The following is an 18,109-nucleotide window of genomic DNA, read 5'->3' as shown; positions in this document are numbered from 1 at the left end:
GTACAGTGCTGTGCATGAGTGATCACGAGGCATCGCGGGTGCTGCATGTGAAGGGGCGGGTGCTCGTCGGACCCGAGGAGGTCAGGGACGAGCTCTGGGCGGTCGGCGGCCGGATCACCTACGAGCGGCCGCCCGGCGCGGACGACGCCGTCACCGTCACCGGCTGGGCCCTGCCCGGCCTGGTCGACGCCCACTGCCACGTCGGCCTCGACCACCACGGCGCGGTGGACGCGGCGACCAGCGAGAAGCAGGCCCTGGACGACCGGGAGGCCGGGGCGCTGCTCCTGCGGGACGCGGGCTCGCCCGCCGACACCCGGTGGATCGACGACCGCGAGGACCTACCGAAGATCATCCGGGCCGGCCGCCACATCGCCCGGCCCCGCCGCTACACCCGGAACTACGCCTGGGAGATCGAGCCGGACGAACTCGTCGCGTACGTCGCCCAGGAGGCGCGCCGTGGCGACGGCTGGGTGAAGCTCGTCGGCGACTGGATCGACCGCGAGGTGGGCGACCTGACGGCGCTCTGGCCGCGCGAGGCGGTCGAGGCGGCCATCGCCGAGGCGCACCGGCTGGGCGCCCGCGTCACCGCGCACTGCTTCGCGGAGGACTCGCTGCGCGACCTGGTCGAGGCCGGGATCGACTGCGTCGAGCACGCCACGGGCCTCACCGAGGACACCATCCCGCTCTTCGCGGAGCGCGGGGTGGCGATCGTGCCGACGCTGGTCAACATCGCCACGTTCCCCTCGCTCGCGCAGAGCGGCGAGGCGAAGTTCCCGCGCTGGTCCGCCCATATGCGCCGGCTCCACGAACGCCGTTACGACACCGTGCGCGCCGCCCACGACGCCGGAATCCCGGTCTTCGTCGGCACCGACGCGGGCGGGGTCCTCGCGCACGGCCTGGTGGCCGACGAGGTCGCGGAGCTCGTCAAGGCGGGCATCCCGGCCCTGGAGGCGCTGTCCGCGACGACCTGGGGGGCGAGGGCCTGGCTCGGCAGGCCCGGCCTCGACGAGGGGGCACCGGCCGACCTCGTGGTGTACGACGAGGACCCGCGGGCGGACGTCCGGGTGCTGGCCGGGCCGCGCCGGGTCGTCCTGAACGGCCGCGTGATCGCCTGACGCACACCGCGTTGACCAGCAGTGACCTGAGGGCGGCCCGCTCGTTGACCCTTCTCCGCGCATGCGGGAGGCCGGCGTACGGGCCGCTCTCGCGTGCTCCGGAGCGCCCCTGCGCTCAGTGAAACGGGTGAACCCGAGGAACGCACGTGCCGGAATATTCGAATACAGACGCGGAAACCCCCCTTTGGAGTGAACTGGCGTCAGGTGTCCGCCAGTTCACCCTCTGTGCGTAAAGATTCACGGAGTCGAGGCCACCGGTGCCCGCGATGTCCCCCATTGGACGGCGCGCCGGTGGCTCCATGTCTCCTGTGGGGGTTCCACCATCTTGAACAGCAACACCTTCCGCCTCGCCGCCCTGGCGGTCGCCGCAGCTCCCGTCGCCGCCCTGGTCGCGGTCCCGGCCCAGGCCGCCCCCGCGACGACCACCACGGCCGGCGGCGACGGGAAGGCGAGCGCGGTCGTGCTCCGTACCGCGCTCGACGTCTCCCTCCTCAACAAGACGGTCGACGTGCCGTTGAAGGTCACGCTCAACGAGGTGCGGGCACCGCGCAGCGCGGAGCAGACCGCGCTCAGCGTGCGGCTCGACGGGGTGGACCGCGGAAGGCCGTTCAGCGTCCTCAAGGCCGATGTGGCCACCGCGAAGGCCACCGCCGACAAGCACCGCGCCGCCGGCTACAGCAACCTCGCCAACGCCCGGGTGGGCCTCCCCGGACTCACGGCGTTCCCGCTGATCGAGGTCGAGAAGGTCACGTCGAAGGCGGTCTGCGAGGCGGGCGGCCGCCCGGTCGCCGAGTCCAACGTGCTCGGGCACGTGTCGGTGCTCGGCAAGCGCGTCACGCTCACGGCGGGCGGCACCACGCGGGTCGCGGTGCCGCACGTCGGCGAGGTGACGCTCGACCTGTCGAAGACGGAGACCACCTCGCGCACGGCCGCGGCAGTGGCCCTCCGGCTGAAGGTGTCGGTCAACCCGCTCGAACTGAACGTCGCGGACGTCAAGGGCGAGGTCACGCTCGCGGAGGCCACCTGCGAAGCCCCGAAGGGCCACGGCGGCCACACGGGCGGCGGCGACCACGGGGGCAACGGCGGCAACGAGAACGGCGGCGCGACCGGGGGCGGTTCGACGGACGGCGGCTCGGGTGACGGCGGCGCCACCGACGGCGGTTCCACGGGCGGCGACAAGGGCGGCTCCACCGGGGGCGGCGACGTGAAGACCCAGACGGGTACGGACCAGGCGCCGGCCGCCACCGACGCGGACCTGGCCGAGACGGGCAGCAGCTCCAGCACGCCGTACATCGCGGGCGGCGCGGCTCTGCTGCTGGCGGCCGGCGCGGGTGCCATGGTCCTGACCCGCCGCCGCGCCCGAGGCTGACGGCCCGAGGGGAGGGACCCCGGGGGAGGGGTTGGTGAGCGGTGCTCCGAGGGGGGAGCACCGCTCACTCATGGGGGCGCCCCGCTAACGCCCCGCCACAGTCAGCGCCTGGAGCGCCAGGTCCAGCGCCTGAAGGAAGCGGTTGGTCGTCGTCCGGTCGCGCACCGCCAGCCGCAGCCAGCCCTCCCCGAGCCCCGGAAACGTATCTCCCCGCCGCGCCGCGAACCCCAGCATCCGCAGCCGCTCCCTGATCTCGGCGGCCCCGTCGAGGCGGATCAGGACGAACGGCCCCTCGGCCGGCTCCACCACCCGGACCTCCGTGAACTCCCGCAGCCCCGCGACCAGATGCGCCCGGTCGACCACGATCCGGTCCGCCGCACCGGCGGCCTCCGCCAGCGCGCGCGGCTCCACGCACGCCTCCGCCGCCGCCAGCGCGGGCGACGACACCGGCCACAGCGGCTGCGCCGCCTCCAGGGTGCGGATCGTCTCCGGGTCGGCCGCCACGTAACCGATGCGCAGCCCGGCGAGGCCCCAGGTCTTGGTCAGGCTGCGCAGGACGACGAGCCCGGGGACGTCCGTGCGCCCGCACAGGGCCTCGCGCTCGCCCGGCACCGCGTCCATGAACGCCTCGTCCACCACCAGGGTCCGGCCGGGACGCGCGAGGCGTTCGAGGACGGCGGCGGGATGGAGGACGGACGTCGGATTGGTCGGGTTGCCGACGACCACCAGGTCCGCTTCGTCGGGGACGTCCGCCGGGTCGAGCCGGAAGTCGTCCTCGGCCCGCAGCAGCACCCGCCCCACCTCGTGCCCGGCCGCGCGCAACGCCGCCTCCGGCTCGGTGAACTGAGGGTGCACCACGTACGGACGCCGGGCGGGCAGCGCACGGGCGACGAGGACGAACGCCTCCGCCGCACCCGCCGTCAGCAGCACGCGTTCGGGCGGAAGCTCGTGGCGCGCGGCAACCGCCTCGCGGGCCTCGCGGCCGTCCGGGTACGCCGCGAGCGTGCCCAGGGAGCCGGCTATACGTTCCTGCAGCCAGGCCGGTGGGGTGCCGGCCCGTACGTTGACGGCGAGATCGGTCAGATCCCGGCCCCGTCCGCGTACTTCCGCGTCGCCGTGGTGACGCAGATCGTGGGTGCCCGCGCCTGTCGCGTCGGGACTCTCAGTGGGAGTGTGCATGACCGCCGTGGTGGGGGTGTGGTGTGGGGGTGTGCGCCGTGGCCTGGGTGGACTCCGGCAGGATGACTATGCGCCCCGCACCCGGTTTCACGCAACGGTCCCGACGGGCCGGCGCACGACCGCGCAGGTGGCCATCGACGGGTGCCCGTCACGCGGCCGCGACTTCCTTTTGGGTACGAGGAGTTGACCGCCGCCGGCGAGGGCGGCGGCCTCGGCCACCGAGGGGGTGCCGAGGGCGGCGAGCGCGGCGCCGGAGGGGTGCGGCACGCGGACCAGGGCGAGCACGTCCGCCGGATACGCGCGCAGCGGAACCCCGAACCGGGCGGCGGCGGCCAGCAGCCCCGGCTCACGGGCCTTCGCCGTCACGGTGGCCAGTTCGGCGATGTCCGTGAGTCCTGCCTCCCGCAGCACCTCCAGGACCAGCCCGGTGACCTCGTCGGCACGGACGCCCCGGGAGGCGCCGACGCCGACGACCAGCGCGCCGAGATGCGCGGGGCCGGGTGCATCGGCTAGCAAGAGGCCATGGCGGTGTTCGTCGCGCTCGGCGCGTTCCTGATGACCCTGGCGGGCGGCTGGGTCGCCCAGCGCGTCAGCGACCGCCGCCACCTGGTCCTCGGTCTGGCCGGCGGGCTGATGCTCGGGGTGGTCGGCCTGGACCTGCTGCCCGAGGCGGTGGAGGCGGCGGGCGGCCTCGTCTTCGGCGTCCCGGCCGCGCTGCTGCTGTTCGTCGGCGGCTTCCTCGTGGCCCACCTGGTGGAGCGGCTGCTCGCGGTGCGCCAGGCGGCCCACGGGGCGGCCGAGGAGCGGGTCCCGCAGGTCGGCCTGACGGCGGCGGCGGCGATGGTCGGCCACAGCCTCATGGACGGGGTGGCGCTCGGCGCGGCCTTCCAGGTCGGCGGCGGGATGGGGGCGGCCGTCGCCCTCGCCGTGATCACGCACGACTTCGCGGACGGCTTCAACACGTACACGATCACCAGCCTCTACGGGAACGCCCGCCGCAGGGCACTCACGATGCTCTTCGCGGACGCGGCGGCACCTGTCGTCGGGGCGGCGACGACCCTGCTGTTCACCCTGCCGGAGGAACTGCTCGGCTGCTATCTCGGCTTCTTCGGCGGCGCGCTGCTCTACCTCGCCGCCGCCGAGATCCTGCCCGAAGCCCATCACGACCACCCGGCCCGTTCCACGCTGCTGTGCACGGTGGCCGGAGTCTGCTTCATCTGGCTGGTGGTGGGCCTCGCCCAGTGACCCCGTCACCCCCGGCACCGCTCGACGAACCGTGCGGCGGTGCCGGGCGAGGCGGCCCAGTGGGTGTGCAGATAACTCGCGTGCACGTTGCCCCGGACGAACCCCTCGACGCGCCGCTCGGGCCGGTGCATGCCCCAGGCGGGCTCGTCGCCCGCCCCGGGCTCGATGACGGTCCGGTGGAACTCGTGCCCCCGCATCCGCGTCCCGGCGGCGGCCAGCACGTTGTCGGTGAGCGCCACGGCGTCCCGGTAACCGAGCGTCAGCCGCTTGGTCATCCGCGCCTCGGCGTCGAGCACCCCGCACATCGGCAGCCCGTCCAGAGACCGCGCCAGATACAACAACCCGGCACACTCGGCGGCCACGGGCCCCCCGGAGAGCGCCAGTTCCGCGACGGCCTTCCGCAAGCCCGCGTTGGCGGACAGCTCGGCCGCGTACACCTCGGGAAACCCGCCCCCGATGACGACGCCCCGGGTCCCGGGGGGCAGAGCCTCGTCCCGCAGGGGATCAAAGGTCACGACGTCGGCCCCGGCAGCGGCGAGCAACTCGGTGTTCTCGGCATACGAGAACGTAAAGGCGGCCCCACCGGCAACGGCGACGACGGGCCGCGCCGAACCAAGCCCCTCCGGCGCTTGAGGAGCGGGGTCAGGGGCAGCGCCCCGGTCACGGGAAGGGGCGGGTAGGGGAACACCCCCGCCTGCAGCACCCCCCGCATCCCACACCGCCCCACCCGGCACCGCGGGTGCCGACCGCGCCAACGCCAGCAACCCCTCCAGGTCGCACCCGGCCGCAACCCGCTCACCCATCGCCGCGACAGCGGCCACCGCCTCGGCCCGCCGCTCCGCCACCGGCACCAGCCCCAGATGCCGCGACGGCACGGCGACCCCCTCCGCCCGCCGCAAGGCACCCAGCACCGGCACCCCGGACTCCTCCAACGCCTCCCGCAGCAACGCCTCGTGCCGGTCGGACCCCACCTTGTTGAGGATCACCCCGCCGATCCGCACGCCCGCGTCCCAGGACGCGAACCCGTGCACCAGCGCCGCCACCGACCGCGACTGCGACGACGCGTCCACGACGAGCACCACCGGCGCCCGCAGCAGCTTCGCCACCTGCGCCGTCGACGCCAGCTCACCGAGCCCCGAGGCCCCGTCGTACAGACCCATCACGCCCTCGACCACGGCCAGCCCGCAGCCCCGCGCGCCGTGCGCGAACAGCGGGGCGATCAGCTCGGGCCCGCACATGTACGCGTCGAGGTTGCGCCCCGGGCGTCCCGTCGCCAGCGTGTGGAAGCCGGGGTCGATGTAGTCGGGGCCCACCTTGTGCCCGGACACGGCGAGCCCGCGCGCGGCGAACGCGGCCATCAGCCCCGTCGCGACGGTGGTCTTGCCGCTCCCCGACGACGGCGCGGCGACGACCAGGCGGGGGACGTTCACCACTCGATGCCCCTCTGGCCCTTCTGCCCGGCGTCCATCGGGTGCTTGACCTTCGACATGTCCGTCACCAGGTCCGCCGCGTCGAGCAGCGCGGCGGGCGCGTTGCGGCCGGTGATGACGACGTGCTGCGTACCGGGGCGGTCGCGCAGCACCGAGACGACCTCGTCGGTGTCGATCCACCCCCAGTGCAGCGGATAGGCGAACTCGTCCAGCACGTACAGCCGGTACGTCTCCGCGGCCAGGTCGCGCTTGACCTGCTCCCAGCCCTCGCGGGCCTTCGCCTCGTTGTCCGTCTGGTCGTCGCGCTGGACCCAGGACCAGCCCTCGCCCATCTTGTGCCAGGCGACGGACCCGCCCTCGCCGCTCGCGCCGAGCACCTTCAGCGCGTTCTCCTCGCCGACCTTCCACTTCGCCGACTTGACGAACTGGAAGACCCCGACGGGCCACCCCTGGTTCCAGGCGCGCAGCGCGAGCCCGAAGGCCGCCGTCGACTTCCCCTTGCCGATGCCGGTGTGCACCATCAGCAGCGGCCGGTTGCGCCGCTGCCGGGTGGTGAGTCCGTCGTCCGGCACGTTCTCCGGCTGTCCCTGCGGCATTACGCGACCCTCCTGTCGGTGTGCCCGGGACCCGCGCCCCGGACGTCCTTGACCAGCCCGGCGATCGATTCGGCGCGCAACTCGTCCAGCGTGACGGCGGTGCCGCCCAGGTCGGCGGCGAGGCGCGCGGCGAGGCCCAGCCGTACCGGGCCCGCCTCGCAGTCCACGACGACCGACGCGGTGCCCTCGGCCGCGTGCAGCCGGGCGGCCCGCGCGGCCAGCGCCACCGGGTCCGGCCCGCCCGTCGCCCGCCCGTCCGTCACCACGACCAGCAGGGGCCGCCGGGACGGGTCGCGCAGCCGCTCCACCCGCAGCACGTCGTGCGCCTTCAGCAGCCCGGCGGCCACCGGGGTCCGCCCGCCCGTCGGCAGCGATTCGAGGCGGGCCGCCGCCGCGTCCACCGACGAGGTCGGCGGCAGCGCCACCTCCGCCCCCCGGCCCCGGAAGGTGACCAGGCCGACCTTGTCGCGCCGCTGATAGGCGTCCATCAGCAGGGACAGCACCGCGCCCTTGACGGCGCCCATGCGCTGCCGGGCGGCCATCGACCCGGAGGCGTCCACGACGAACAGCACGAGATTCCCCTCGCGCCCCTCCCGCGTCGCCTGCCGCAGATCGTCCCGCCGCACCACCAGCCCCCGCCCGGACCGGCCCCGCGCCCGCTGGTGCGGGGCGGCGGCCAGGACCGTCGCGGCCAGATGCAGCTTGGTCAGCGCGCCCTCGGGCCGCCGCGCACCGGTCGTCCGCCCGTGCTCGGTGCGCGCCCGGGACCGCCGCCCCGCCGCGCCCTCGCCGAGACCGGGCACGCTCAGCATCTTCGTACGGAACGGCTCACCCGCCCGTACGGGCTGCTGCTCACCGCCCTGACCGGGCACGGGGGCCCCGGGCGTGTCGTCCGCCCCGTCGGCGGGCGCGGGCGGCGTGTCGGGCCCGTCCCCCCGCGGCGGCAGCCCGCCGCCACCCCCGCCGCCCCCGCCGTCACCGGGGCCGTCCGGCTCCGGTTCGTCGTCCCCGCCGCCGTTCCGCTCCAGCGTGTCGTCCAGCTTGTCCTCGTCCAGCCCCGGCGCGTCGAAGGGGTTGCGCCGCCTCCGGTGGGGGAGCGCGAGCAGGGCCGCCTGCCGGACGTCCTCGGCGCTCACAGCGGTGCGCCCCGCCCACGCGGCCAGCGCGGTCGCGGTCCTGGCCATGACGATGTCCGCCCGCATCCCGTCGACCTCGAAGGCCGCGCAGGTCGCCGCGATCTGCCGCAACGCCTTGTCACCGAGCACCACTTCGGGCAGCAGCGCCCGCGCGGCGGTGATCCGGCCCCGCAACTCCGCCTCCTCGTCGGCCCAGCGCGCCGCGAAGCCCGCAGGATCGTCCTCGTAGGCGAGCCGCCGCCGCACGACCTCCACCCGCTGGTCCGTCTCGCGGGACGCCGCGACCTCGACGGTCAGCCCGAACCGGTCGAGCAACTGCGGCCGCAACTCGCCCTCTTCGGGATTCATCGTCCCCACCAGCAGGAACCGCGCCGCATGCCGTACGGAGACGCCCTCGCGCTCCACGTACGAGGCACCCATGGCCGCCGCGTCGAGCAGCAGGTCCACCAGATGGTCGTGGAGGAGATTGACCTCGTCCACGTACAGGATTCCGCGGTGCGCGTCCGCGAGCAGCCCCGGCTCGAAGGCCTTCACGCCCTCCGCGAGGGCCCGTTCGATGTCGAGCGCCCCGACGAGCCGGTCCTCGGACGCCCCGACCGGCAGCTCCACGGTCCGCGCCGCCCGCGACACGCCCGCAGCGTCCTCGTGCGGCCCGTCCGGACACGCCGGATCGGGCGACGCCGGGTCGCAGGAGAACCGGCATCCCGGCACGACGGCGACCTCCGGCATCAGCGCGGCCAGCGCGCGCACGGCGGTCGACTTCGCGGTGCCCTTCTCGCCGCGGACCAGGACCCCGCCCACGGCCGGGCTGACCGCGTTGAGCAGCAGCCCGAGCCGCAGGTCGTCCTGGCCGACGACGGCGGTGAAGGGGTAGGGCGTACTCACAGGGCCTCCTTGACGGGGATGGCGGGCGCGCCGGGCGGGATGAACGGCAGACCGGACGGCGCGCCCGACTCGACGAGCCGCCACAGCGCGTCGGTGTCCGCGTGTTCCTCGATCAGGTCGCCGAGGCGGTCGAGCTGTTCCTCGCGCAGGGCGGCGAAGCAGGTGTCGGGCGCGGGCACGAAGCGGCGGCCGGTGAGCCGGGCGACCTCGGCCAGGAACCGGCGGCGGAAGGCGTCGCTCTCCAGGGAACCGTGCCAGTGCGTGCCCCACACGGCCCCGGACCGGCAGCCGTCCAGCGGGGTGCCCCGGCCGTCCGTCAGGAACGGTTCGCCGCCGCGCACATCGGCGACCCCGTGGTGGATCTCGTAGCCCTCGACGGGCTCGCCGAGCGCCACGCCGGACGGCCGGGCCAGGGTCTTCTCGCGCTCGAAGCGGACGCGCACGGGCAGCAGGCCGAGCGCGTCCACCCGCCCGGCGCGCGACTCCACCTCGTCCTCGACGCGCTCGCCCAGGATCTGGTAGCCGCCGCAGATGCCGAGCACCGGCCGCCCCTCGGCGGCGCGCCGCCGCAGCGCCCCGGCGAGCCCGCGCTCGCGCAGCCAGGCGAGCGCCTTCACGGTGCCCCGGGTGCCGGGCACGATGACGAGGTCGGCGTCGGCCAGCTCCTCGGGCCGGTCCACGAAGCGGACGACGACGCCCGGTTCGGCGGCCAGCGCGTCCACATCGGTGAAGTTCGACATCAGCGGGATCGCGCACACGGCGACGCGCAGGACGTCCTCGCCGTGCGGCGGGGCGACCGTCGACTCCCGTACGGTGCCGCGCAGCGACACCCGCAGGCCGTCCTCCTCGTCGATGCCGAGCCCGTGCGCGAACGGCAGCACCCCGTACGTGGGACGGCCCGTCAGGTCCCGCAGCATGTCGAGCCCCGGCTCGAGCAGCGAGACGTCGCCCCGGAACTTGTTGACCAGATACCCGGCGATCAGCTCCTGGTCCTCCGGCGCGAGCAGCGCGGTCGTCCCGAAGAACGAGGCGAACACCCCGCCCCGGTCGATGTCCCCGACCACCACGACCGGGAAGCGCGCGGCCCGGGCGACGCCCATGTTCACGATGTCCGTGCGGCGCAGGTTGATCTCGGCGGGCGAGCCCGCGCCCTCGCAGATCACCGCGTCGTAGGTGCTCCGCAGCTGCTCCAGACAGTCCGTGACGGTGGACAGCAGGCGCTCCTGCCGTCCGCCGTGGTAGCCGCGGGCGCTCATCTCGCCGACCGGCCTCCCCATCAGGACGACCTGGCTGGAGCGGTCGCCGCCGGGCTTGAGCAGCACCGGGTTCATCAGGGCGGTCGGCTCGACGCGGGCGGCCTGGGCCTGCATCGCCTGGGCCCGGCCGATCTCGGCGCCCTCGCGGGTGACGAAGGAGTTCAGCGACATGTTCTGCGCCTTGAACGGGGCGACCTTCACGCCCCGGCGCACCAGCCAGCGGCAGATGCCCGCCGTGACGACGCTCTTGCCCGCGTCCGAAGTGGTCCCGGCGACCAGCAGTCCACCGCTCATATCGCTCTCCGTCCAGCCGTACGCGATCCGTGAGGTCTCCGGGCCCGCCGCGCCAGGGCCGCCGTGCCGAGCCGGGCGGCCACGGTGACGCCGAGGGCGAGCACGCCCACCCGGCGCGAGAGGCGCACGGCGCGCTCGATGTCCGCCGTCTCCACCGCCCGCCCGGCCGCACCGTTGAGCACGGGCCGGTGCTCGACGCGCCCGCCGTACGCCAGGGTCCCGCCCAGCCGTACGCCGAGCGCCCCGGCGAACGCGGCCTCCACGGGCCCCGCGTTGGGGCTCGGGTGCTTGGCGGCATCCGCCCGCCAGGCCCGTACCGCCTCCCGGGGACGGCCGCCGGAGGCCACGGCGAGCAGGGCGGTGAGCCGGGCGCCGGGCCAGCCCGCGAGGTCGTCGAGCCGGGCCGAGGCCCAGCCGTACCGCAGGTGGCGGGGCGACTTGTGGCCGACCATCGCGTCGAGCGTGTTGGCGGCGCGGAATCCGACGAGCCCGGGGACACCGGCGAGGGCGCCCCAGACGAGGGCGCCGACCACGGCGTCCGAGGTGTTCTCGGCGACGGACTCGACCACGGCGCGCGCGATCCCGGGGCCGTCCAGCGCCTGCGGGTCGCGCCCGCACAGATGGGGCAGCCGCTCCCGGGCAGACTCGATGTCGCCCGCGGCGAGCGCCCCGCCGATGGCCCGGGCCTCCCGCCCCAGCGACGTACCGCCGACGACGGACCAGGTGGCGGCGGCGGTCAGGGCCACGGACGCGGCGGGGTGGCTCCGCAGGGCGCGGGCGGCGAGCGCGGCGCTCCCGGCGGCGCCCCCGGCGCAGATCAGGGTGTGCAGGGCGCCCCGGCCGCGGTGGTCGCGCCAGAGCCGGTCCTCGACGGCTGCGGCGGCCCGCCCGAAGGCGGCGACCGGGTGCCCCCTGCGCGGGTCACCGAGCAGCAGGTCGCCGATCAGGCCGGCGGTGGCGCCGTACGCGTAGATGCGATCGGCACGCACGGTTCAGCCGGCCGTGCCGGAGTCCGCCGACGAGGGCTGTGGGAAGAGGGGCGCACGGCAGCCGGGCATGGCGATATGTCCTCACTCAGGGTCCGCGCCCTGGTTCGACGTGACGGCGACAGGGAGTCTCCTGGCTTCCGGATCGGCGGATTCCCCCGGTCTTCCAGCCCGCTCGCGCGGGCCGTGACGTGCGGTGGGGGACCGCTCCCCGGTGACAGTGGCGGGACCGCGCCGGATTCGCACCGGCTTCCTCTGCTGTCGCCGTAATGGCTCCGGCAGTCCACCACGCCCCGCGAACGCCCGTCAACTCGCCGTTGACCTGCGGCGGTGCGGTGTGGGCGGACGCACATCGGGCCGGACGCGCACGAGGTGCGTCCGGCCCGATGGGGTGGTGAGGCGTCAGGCGACGATCAGATAGATGCCGTACGCGACCGCCGCCGCGCACAGCCCGAAGCAGACGTACGCCCCGGCCCGCGCCAGCAGGACCGATCCGCCCGCCGTACCGCCCCCGGCGGCCGCTTCCGGCTGCCTGGAGAGGCCGACGATGCCGAGCGTGAAGAGGCCCACCAGGGCGACCGTGGTGACGAGGGAGACGCCGAAGACGGTGCCCAGAGCTGCCCAGTCGATGTTCATACGGGTTGTCCTTTACCGGAGTACCGGGGTCTGTCAGACCGTGGCGGGTCGGGCCGGATCGGCGGCGACGGGACCGGCGGGCGCCGGAATGGTGGCGGCGAGGTCGTGCGCCTGGGCCGCGGTGGGCGGCGGGCTCACGGCGGCGATGGCCTGGGTGACGACACCCGCGGGCTCGGCCGGGGCCACGTCCTCGGTGCCGGGTGCGACATCGCCGTGGCCGACGGGCTTGCGGCGCGAGAGCACCCAGATCGCCCCGGAACCGGCGACCAGGAGGGCCGCGACGACCACGACGCCCCAGGTGCCCTGCTTCGTCAGGAACTCGGCGCCCGCGCCGACCAGGCCGGCGGCCGGCAGGGTCAGGCCCCAGGCGACGAACATCCGGGTGGCGGTGGACCAGCGGACCACGCCCCCGGCACGGCCGAGTCCCGCGCCCATCACGGCCCCGGAGCAGGACTGCGTGGTGGAGAGGGAGAAGCCGAGGTGCGAGGAGGCCAGGATGACGGTGGCCGCGCTGGTCTGGGCGGCGAAGCCCTGCGGGGGCTTCAGCTCGGTCAGGCCGCTGCCCATGGTGCGGATGATGCGCCAGCCGCCGAGGTAGGTGCCCATGGCGATGGCGAGACCGGCGCTCACGATCACCCAGACCGGCGGGTTGGAGCCGGGGGAGAGGACGCCGCCGGTGACCAGGGCCAGGGTGATGATGCCCATCGTCTTCTGCGCGTCGTTGGTGCCGTGGGCGAGCGAGACGAGCCCGGCCGAGGCGATCTGCCCCGCCCGGTAGCCCTTGGCGGTCGCCTTCTCCTGGGCGTCGTTACGGATCTTCCCGCCGATCCGGTACGTGAGGCGGGTGGCCAGGAGCGCGGCCACGCCGGCCACGATCGGGGCGGCGACGGCGGGCAGCAGCACCTTGGTGACGACGGTGCCGCCGTTGACCGACGACCAGCCGGCGGACATCACCGCGGCGCCGATGAGGCCGCCGAACAGTGCGTGGGAGGAGCTGGACGGCAGCCCGACCAGCCAGGTCAGAAGATTCCACAGGATGGCGCCGACGAGCGCCGCGAAGATGACCTCGGTTCTGAGGCCGTCCTCGTTGACGATCCCGCCGGAGATCGTCTTGGCGACCTCCACGGACAGGAACGCGCCGACCAGATTGAGAACGGCGGACATCGCGACCGCCGTCTTGGGTTTGAGGGCGCCGGTCGAGATGGTCGTGGCCATCGCGTTGGCGGTGTCGTGGAAACCGTTCGTGAAATCGAACACTAGAGCTGTCACGATCACTATCGCGAGCAGCAGCGTGATGTGTTCCATTTACCCAGGCAATCGTTCGACGTCATTGGCACGTGGAACGTAGGCAACTTGAGTGAACAGAAGATGAACTGAACAGGGCGCTGTGGTGACCCCCGCGGCGGTGCCCGGGCGGCGCCCGGGGCGGGGCCGGAAAGGATCTTCGTATGAGTGACCGAGAGCACGACGCGATCGCCCGCGGATGGGAGGCGGTCGTCGCCGCGGCCCGCCGCACGGCGGACGACGGCCTGGTCGTCGGAACCTCCGGAAACGTCTCGCTCCGGATCGGCGACACGGTGCTGGTCACACCCAGCGGAGTGCCGTACGACCGGCTGGGCCCCGAGGATCTGACCGGTGTCGATCCGGAAGGCAACCAGACCTTCGGGAAACTGGCCCCCACCAGCGAACTTCCCCTCCACCTGGCCATCTACCGGAACACCGACGCGAAGGCCGTTGTGCACACCCACGCGGTCCACGCCACCGCCGTCTCCACCCTGCTCACCGAGGTCCCCCCGGTGCACTACGCCGCCGCGATGCTCGGCGGCACGGTCCGCGTCGCCCCCTATGCCCGCTACGGCACCCCCGAACTCGCCGCGAACATGCTCGCCGCCCTCCGCGACCGCACCGGCTGCCTGCTCGCCAACCACGGCACCGTCACCTACGGCGCCACGCTCGACGAGGCGTACGACCGCACCGCCCAGCTGGAATGGCTCTGCCACGTCTGGCTCACCGCGAGCGCCGTACCGGGCCGCACCCCGGCCCTGCTGTCCGAGGACCGGCTCGGCGAGGTCCTGGAGGCGCTGAAGGGTTACGGGCAGCGCGGCTGAGGCGGCACCGGACGGCGTCGACGGGAGACGGGCGGCACCGGACGGCCCTGCCCACTGGCATCGCGGCGCCCGGAGACCGACACTGAGGGTGTGCGCCCGGTTACCGCGACGGCAGCGGCCGTCACCACACTCATCGGCGCCGGCGCGGCAGCGGTCGCGGCCGGCCGGTTCGCCGGCGACGTCGCCCTGAAGACGCCGCCCGGACGACCGCTCCCCGCCGACCGCGAACTCACCGTCCACGCGACGGCCGCCGGACAGGTCACCCTGACCCGGTCCCTCACCTCGCTGCGCCCCGGCACGTACGGGCTGACCGGCAAGGACGTCCACGCCGTCGTCGGCCCCGTGCTCGACCGGGCCCACCAGGCCGCCGACACCGTCGTGCGCCGGCTGGAACGCGTCGACCACGGCGTCCTGGCCCCCGGCGACAAGGTCCGCCTCACGCCCCAGGTGTACAGCGGCGACCCCGGCAGCGCCCTCGGCCTGGCCTTCCGCGAGGTGCGCATCCCGGGCGAGCTGGGCGAACTGCCCGCCTGGTACGTCCCGGCGCCCCGCCGCACCTGGGTCATCACCGTCCACGGCATCGGCACCACCCGGGAGCACCCGCTCAACCTCATGGGGTTCCTGCACGGCCGGCAGCTGCCCGTGCTCGACCTGGCCTACCGGGGCGACCCCGGCGCCCCGCGCTCCCCGGACGGGCTCGGCCACCTCGGCGAGTCCGAGTGGCGCGACCTGGACGCCGCGATCCGCTTCGCCGTCCGCAACGGCGCCGAGCAGGTCATCCTGTACGGCTGGTCAACCGGCGCGTCCATGGCGCTGCACGCCTGCGTGGGCTCCGCGCTCCGCGACCGGATCTCCGGCCTCGTCCTCGACTCACCGGTGCTGGACTGGAACGACACCCTGCGCGGCCTGGCCGCCGCACGCGGGGTCCCCGCCGCACTGCTGCCGCTGGCCGTGCGCGCCGCCCAGGGGCAGACCGGACTGCCCGGCACCGCCCTCCTGGACACCTCGGTCCCCGTCACCCTGCACGTCCCCACGCTCGTGCTCCACGGCCCCGACGACACCCTGGCCCCCTGGATCCACTCCCGCCGGCTCGCCGCCGCCCGCCCCGACCTGGTCTCCCTGCACACCGTGGACCGCGCTCCGCATGCGGCGATGTGGAACGCCGACCCGGCCCGCTACGAGGAGACCCTGCGCCGCTTCCTCACGCCCCTGATGTGAGGTGATGCACCGGTTCGGCCGATTGGTCCCGGCCGGTCCGCGGGCCCGTCAACGTCGGTGACCCAGGTTCCGTTTGGGCTTTCGGGCCGTCAGGGGCAAGACTGCTCCCGTGACGTCCCGTACCCCGCGCGACTCCAGGCTGCGTCTTGTCCGCCCGCGACCCCTCACCACCGCCCGAAGGGCCGTGACCACCCGGCGCACCAGGCCCGCGCCGCGCCCGCCCGAGGGCACCCCACCCCGGGCGGAGCTGGCCCGCCAGGCCCGGACGGTCCTCGCCGACGCCGTACGGATCGCCCGCTGGGCGGCCGACGGGGCGGCCCCCGGCACCACACCGCCGGCCGCGCTCGAACACGCCGCCGCCGCGCTGGACATCTCCCCGGCGCAGGTGCGCTCCGGCTGGGACCGGGCCCGGCTCGCCGGACTGGTCGAACTCCACGGCGACACCGCGCGGCCCGGCTGGCGGCTGCGCGCCTGGGACCGGGACGACTCCGCCGTGCTGCGCGGCTGGGTCGCGCTCTTCGACGCCTGGTCACTCGTCCACCCCGCGCCCCGGGGCGTCGAGTCCACCGCCGTCGCCGAGGCCGTCGAGGCCGTGCCACAGGTCCTCTCGCTGCTCCAGCTCTCGGCCGGGCCCGTCACCGTGCCGGCCCTCCTCGACCTGCTCGGCCAGCGCGTCGCGGAACTCCACGAGGAGCGCTGCGAGGTGCCGTACGGCCCCGAACCGCTGCCCGCCCCCGCCCAGCCGGCGCCCACCGCCCACTCCCCGGCCCTCGTCGCCCGCCTGCTGGACTGGGCCCTGGAGGGCCTGGCCGACGTCGGGGCGCTCACCCTCGGCGCGGGCCAGGCCACGCTGACGCCGCTCGGCAACTGGGCGGTCTGGGTCAAGCTGGAGCAGATCTGCGTCGCCGCCCAGAGCCCCGCCGGCAACATCGAGCAGGCCGCCGCCGACATGCTCCTCGGCTGCGCCCGCCTCACCCCCGGCCCCGCCCGCGCCGAATACCGCGCCTGGCTGGCCGCCCGCCCCGTCGGCAGCGCCGTCGCCGAACTGCTCGACGTCGCCCGGGGCGAGGACGCCCTCCTGCGCGGCCTGGCCTTCGAGGCCCTGCGCGTCGTCGGAGCCCCCGCGGAGCCCGAGGTCCGGGCCGTCCTGACCGACCCGTCGCTGCGCCCGTACGCGCTGCTCTGGCTCGCCGAGTACGACGGTACGGACCCCGAGGACGCCCAGGAGGTCCTCAGCCGCGAGGAGGCCACGTGGCTCTGGGTCGACACGGCGGCGGCCGTCGCCGACCACGGGGAGACGGGCCTCCTGGTCCGCCACCTCGACTCGGCGGTCCAGGGCACGGTCCCGGCCCTCCTGGACGAGGTCCGGGCCGTCGGCCACCCCCGCACGGTCCAGGTCCTGGTCGCCCTGGCCGCGGCCCACCCGGACCCGGCCCTGGCCAAGGCGGTCCGCAAGGCGGCCTTCCAGGTCCACACGGGCGGTTCCTGACCTGGGGCAGCGCTCCAGAAACCAGCCCCTCCAGCCCTCGCACCCCCAGCCCCTCCGGCGTTTGAGGAGCGGGGCCCGGGGCGGAGCCCCGGTTCCGGGAAGGGGCGGGCAGGGGAACAGGCCCGCCGCAGGCGCTACACCCCGCGCCCGCCCCGCTCAGCGGAACGTGTCGCAGTCCCCCATGTCCCCGCCCCGGAACCCCACCGTGAACCACTCCTGCCGCTGCGCCGCGGACCCGTGCGTCCAGGACTCCGGCGTGACCCGCCCCTGGAACCGCTCCTGGATCCGGTCGTCCCCGACCGACGCCGCCGCGTCCAGGCCGTCCCGGACGTCCGCCCGGGTGACCTCGGTGATCAGCGGCCGCCCGGTCGACTCGTCGGGCGTGGTCGTCGCGTGGTGCGCCCACACCCCCGCGTAGCAGTCCGCCTGGAGCTCCACCCTGACCGCGTCGCTGTCCTCGCCGGTCCGCCCGTCCTGGGTCCGGCCCAGCGTCCCCATCTGGTTCTGCACGTGGTGCCCGTACTCGTGGGCGACGACGTACGCCTGGGCGAACGGGCCGCCGCTCGCCCCGAACTTCGTCCGCAGCTCGTCGAAGAACTCCAGGTCGAGGTAGACCTGCCGGTCACCGGGGCAGTAGAACGGCCCCACGGCCGAGGTCGCGGAGCCACAGGCCGTGCCGACCCGGTCGGTGAACAGGACGGTCCGCGCCGTCGCGTACCGCGCGTCGCGCCGGGCGAACTCCTGGCCCCAGTAGTCCTGCACGCTGTTGACCACCGCCACGATCCGGCAGTCGTCCTTCGCGTTGGCGTCCCGCCCGGTCCGGCACTCCCGCGCCACCTGCCCCGCCGAGGACGCGGTCGCCGTCGGCGAGTCGCCCGACGAGAGCCCGAGCTGATCGGGACCCACCCCGAAGAAGAGCCCCAGGATCAGCGCGATCACCCCGGCGATGCCCCCGCCCACCGTGGCCCGGCCGCCCGGGACGCGGCTGCCGCGTACGTCCCTGACCTCCGACGTGTCCAGACCGGCGTCGTCGTCGAACTGCATCGCACACCCTCCGCAACGGACCACGGTCCCTTCGCCGAGTATCCGGTCATACGCCCCGTGATGCCCTGTTCACGTCCCGCACCCGGGCGGGCGGACCGGCGCGGGAGCACGCGGAAAAGTCGG

The 18,109-nt window shown here is 74.9% G+C and carries 14 protein-coding genes, 1 pseudogene and 1 riboswitch; of the genes and pseudogenes, 6 read left to right on the top strand and 9 right to left on the bottom strand.

Going from position 1 to position 18,109, the window contains the following annotated elements:
• Positions 1-14: 14 nt before the first annotated feature.
• Positions 15-1,115: an amidohydrolase family protein gene (locus AB0L33_RS28485; RefSeq protein WP_365685980.1), complete on the top strand. Its 1,101-nt coding sequence runs from the start codon at positions 15-17 to the stop codon at positions 1,113-1,115.
• A gap of 325 nt (positions 1,116-1,440) precedes the next feature.
• Positions 1,441-2,484: an SCO1860 family LAETG-anchored protein gene (locus AB0L33_RS28480; RefSeq protein WP_365685978.1), complete on the top strand. Its 1,044-nt coding sequence runs from the start codon at positions 1,441-1,443 to the stop codon at positions 2,482-2,484.
• A gap of 84 nt (positions 2,485-2,568) precedes the next feature.
• Here AB0L33_RS28480 and cobC read toward each other — a convergent pair.
• Positions 2,569-4,179: pseudogene (gene cobC / locus AB0L33_RS28475) on the bottom strand (Rv2231c family pyridoxal phosphate-dependent protein CobC).
• A gap of 6 nt (positions 4,180-4,185) precedes the next feature.
• Between cobC and AB0L33_RS28470 the strand changes: the two are divergent.
• Positions 4,186-4,908, top strand: a complete 723-nt coding sequence (locus AB0L33_RS28470; RefSeq protein ID WP_073968386.1) for a ZIP family metal transporter — start codon at positions 4,186-4,188, stop codon at positions 4,906-4,908.
• A 5-nt stretch (positions 4,909-4,913) separates the two neighbouring features.
• Here the strand turns inward: AB0L33_RS28470 and AB0L33_RS28465 are convergent, their stop codons facing one another.
• From AB0L33_RS28465 to AB0L33_RS28435, 7 genes are all read right to left on the bottom strand, one after another.
• Positions 4,914-6,341: a cobyrinate a,c-diamide synthase gene (locus AB0L33_RS28465; protein ID WP_365685976.1), complete on the bottom strand. Its 1,428-nt coding sequence runs from the start codon at positions 6,339-6,341 to the stop codon at positions 4,914-4,916.
• Entirely contained in the window at positions 6,335-6,934 is a 600-nt protein-coding gene (gene cobO, locus AB0L33_RS28460; RefSeq protein ID WP_365685975.1) for a cob(I)yrinic acid a,c-diamide adenosyltransferase, read from the bottom strand. Before cobO ends, AB0L33_RS28465 begins: the two co-directional genes overlap by 7 nt.
• On the bottom strand, positions 6,934-8,955 hold the full coding sequence (locus AB0L33_RS28455; RefSeq protein ID WP_365685974.1) for a putative cobaltochelatase: 2,022 nt from the start codon (positions 8,953-8,955) through the stop codon (positions 6,934-6,936). Before AB0L33_RS28455 ends, cobO begins: the two co-directional genes overlap by 1 nt.
• Positions 8,952-10,505, bottom strand: a complete 1,554-nt coding sequence (locus AB0L33_RS28450) for a cobyric acid synthase (RefSeq protein ID WP_365685973.1) — start codon at positions 10,503-10,505, stop codon at positions 8,952-8,954. The genes AB0L33_RS28455 and AB0L33_RS28450 overlap by 4 nt, the downstream gene beginning before the upstream one ends.
• Complete coding sequence (locus tag AB0L33_RS28445) at positions 10,502-11,494, bottom strand: cobalamin biosynthesis protein (protein WP_365685972.1); 993 nt, start codon at positions 11,492-11,494, stop codon at positions 10,502-10,504. Before AB0L33_RS28445 ends, AB0L33_RS28450 begins: the two co-directional genes overlap by 4 nt.
• A 123-nt stretch (positions 11,495-11,617) precedes the next feature.
• A riboswitch (cobalamin riboswitch) is annotated at positions 11,618-11,748 on the bottom strand.
• A 145-nt stretch (positions 11,749-11,893) separates the two neighbouring features.
• Complete coding sequence (locus tag AB0L33_RS28440) at positions 11,894-12,127, bottom strand: hypothetical protein (protein ID WP_365685970.1); 234 nt, start codon at positions 12,125-12,127, stop codon at positions 11,894-11,896.
• A 33-nt stretch (positions 12,128-12,160) separates the two neighbouring features.
• The gene (locus AB0L33_RS28435) at positions 12,161-13,432 is read right to left on the bottom strand and encodes an inorganic phosphate transporter (protein WP_365685968.1); all 1,272 of its coding nucleotides are present in this window, start codon (positions 13,430-13,432) and stop codon (positions 12,161-12,163) included.
• A gap of 143 nt (positions 13,433-13,575) precedes the next feature.
• Here AB0L33_RS28435 and AB0L33_RS28430 point away from each other — a divergent pair, with 143 nt between their 5' ends.
• From AB0L33_RS28430 to AB0L33_RS28420, 3 genes are all read left to right on the top strand, one after another.
• A complete protein-coding gene (locus AB0L33_RS28430) occupies positions 13,576-14,235 on the top strand; it encodes a class II aldolase/adducin family protein (protein ID WP_365685966.1) in 660 nt (219 codons plus the stop codon).
• 90 nt (positions 14,236-14,325) lie between these two features.
• Positions 14,326-15,453 (top strand): hypothetical protein, encoded by a 1,128-nt coding sequence (locus AB0L33_RS28425; RefSeq protein ID WP_365685965.1) that lies wholly within the window; start codon positions 14,326-14,328, stop codon positions 15,451-15,453.
• Between the two features lie 184 nt (positions 15,454-15,637).
• Entirely contained in the window at positions 15,638-16,942 is a 1,305-nt protein-coding gene (locus AB0L33_RS28420) for a hypothetical protein (RefSeq protein ID WP_365686085.1), read from the top strand.
• 156 nt (positions 16,943-17,098) lie between these two features.
• On the opposite strand, the gene AB0L33_RS28415 is transcribed toward AB0L33_RS28420, so the two are convergent.
• On the bottom strand, positions 17,099-17,986 hold the full coding sequence (locus AB0L33_RS28415) for a neutral zinc metallopeptidase (protein WP_365685963.1): 888 nt from the start codon (positions 17,984-17,986) through the stop codon (positions 17,099-17,101).
• Positions 17,987-18,109: the final 123 nt, after the last annotated feature.

The organism is Streptomyces sp. NPDC052299 (genome assembly GCF_040679335.1).
GTDB lineage: Bacteria > Actinomycetota > Actinomycetes > Streptomycetales > Streptomycetaceae > Streptomyces.
This window is presented reverse-complemented; position numbering and strand designations above follow the sequence as displayed.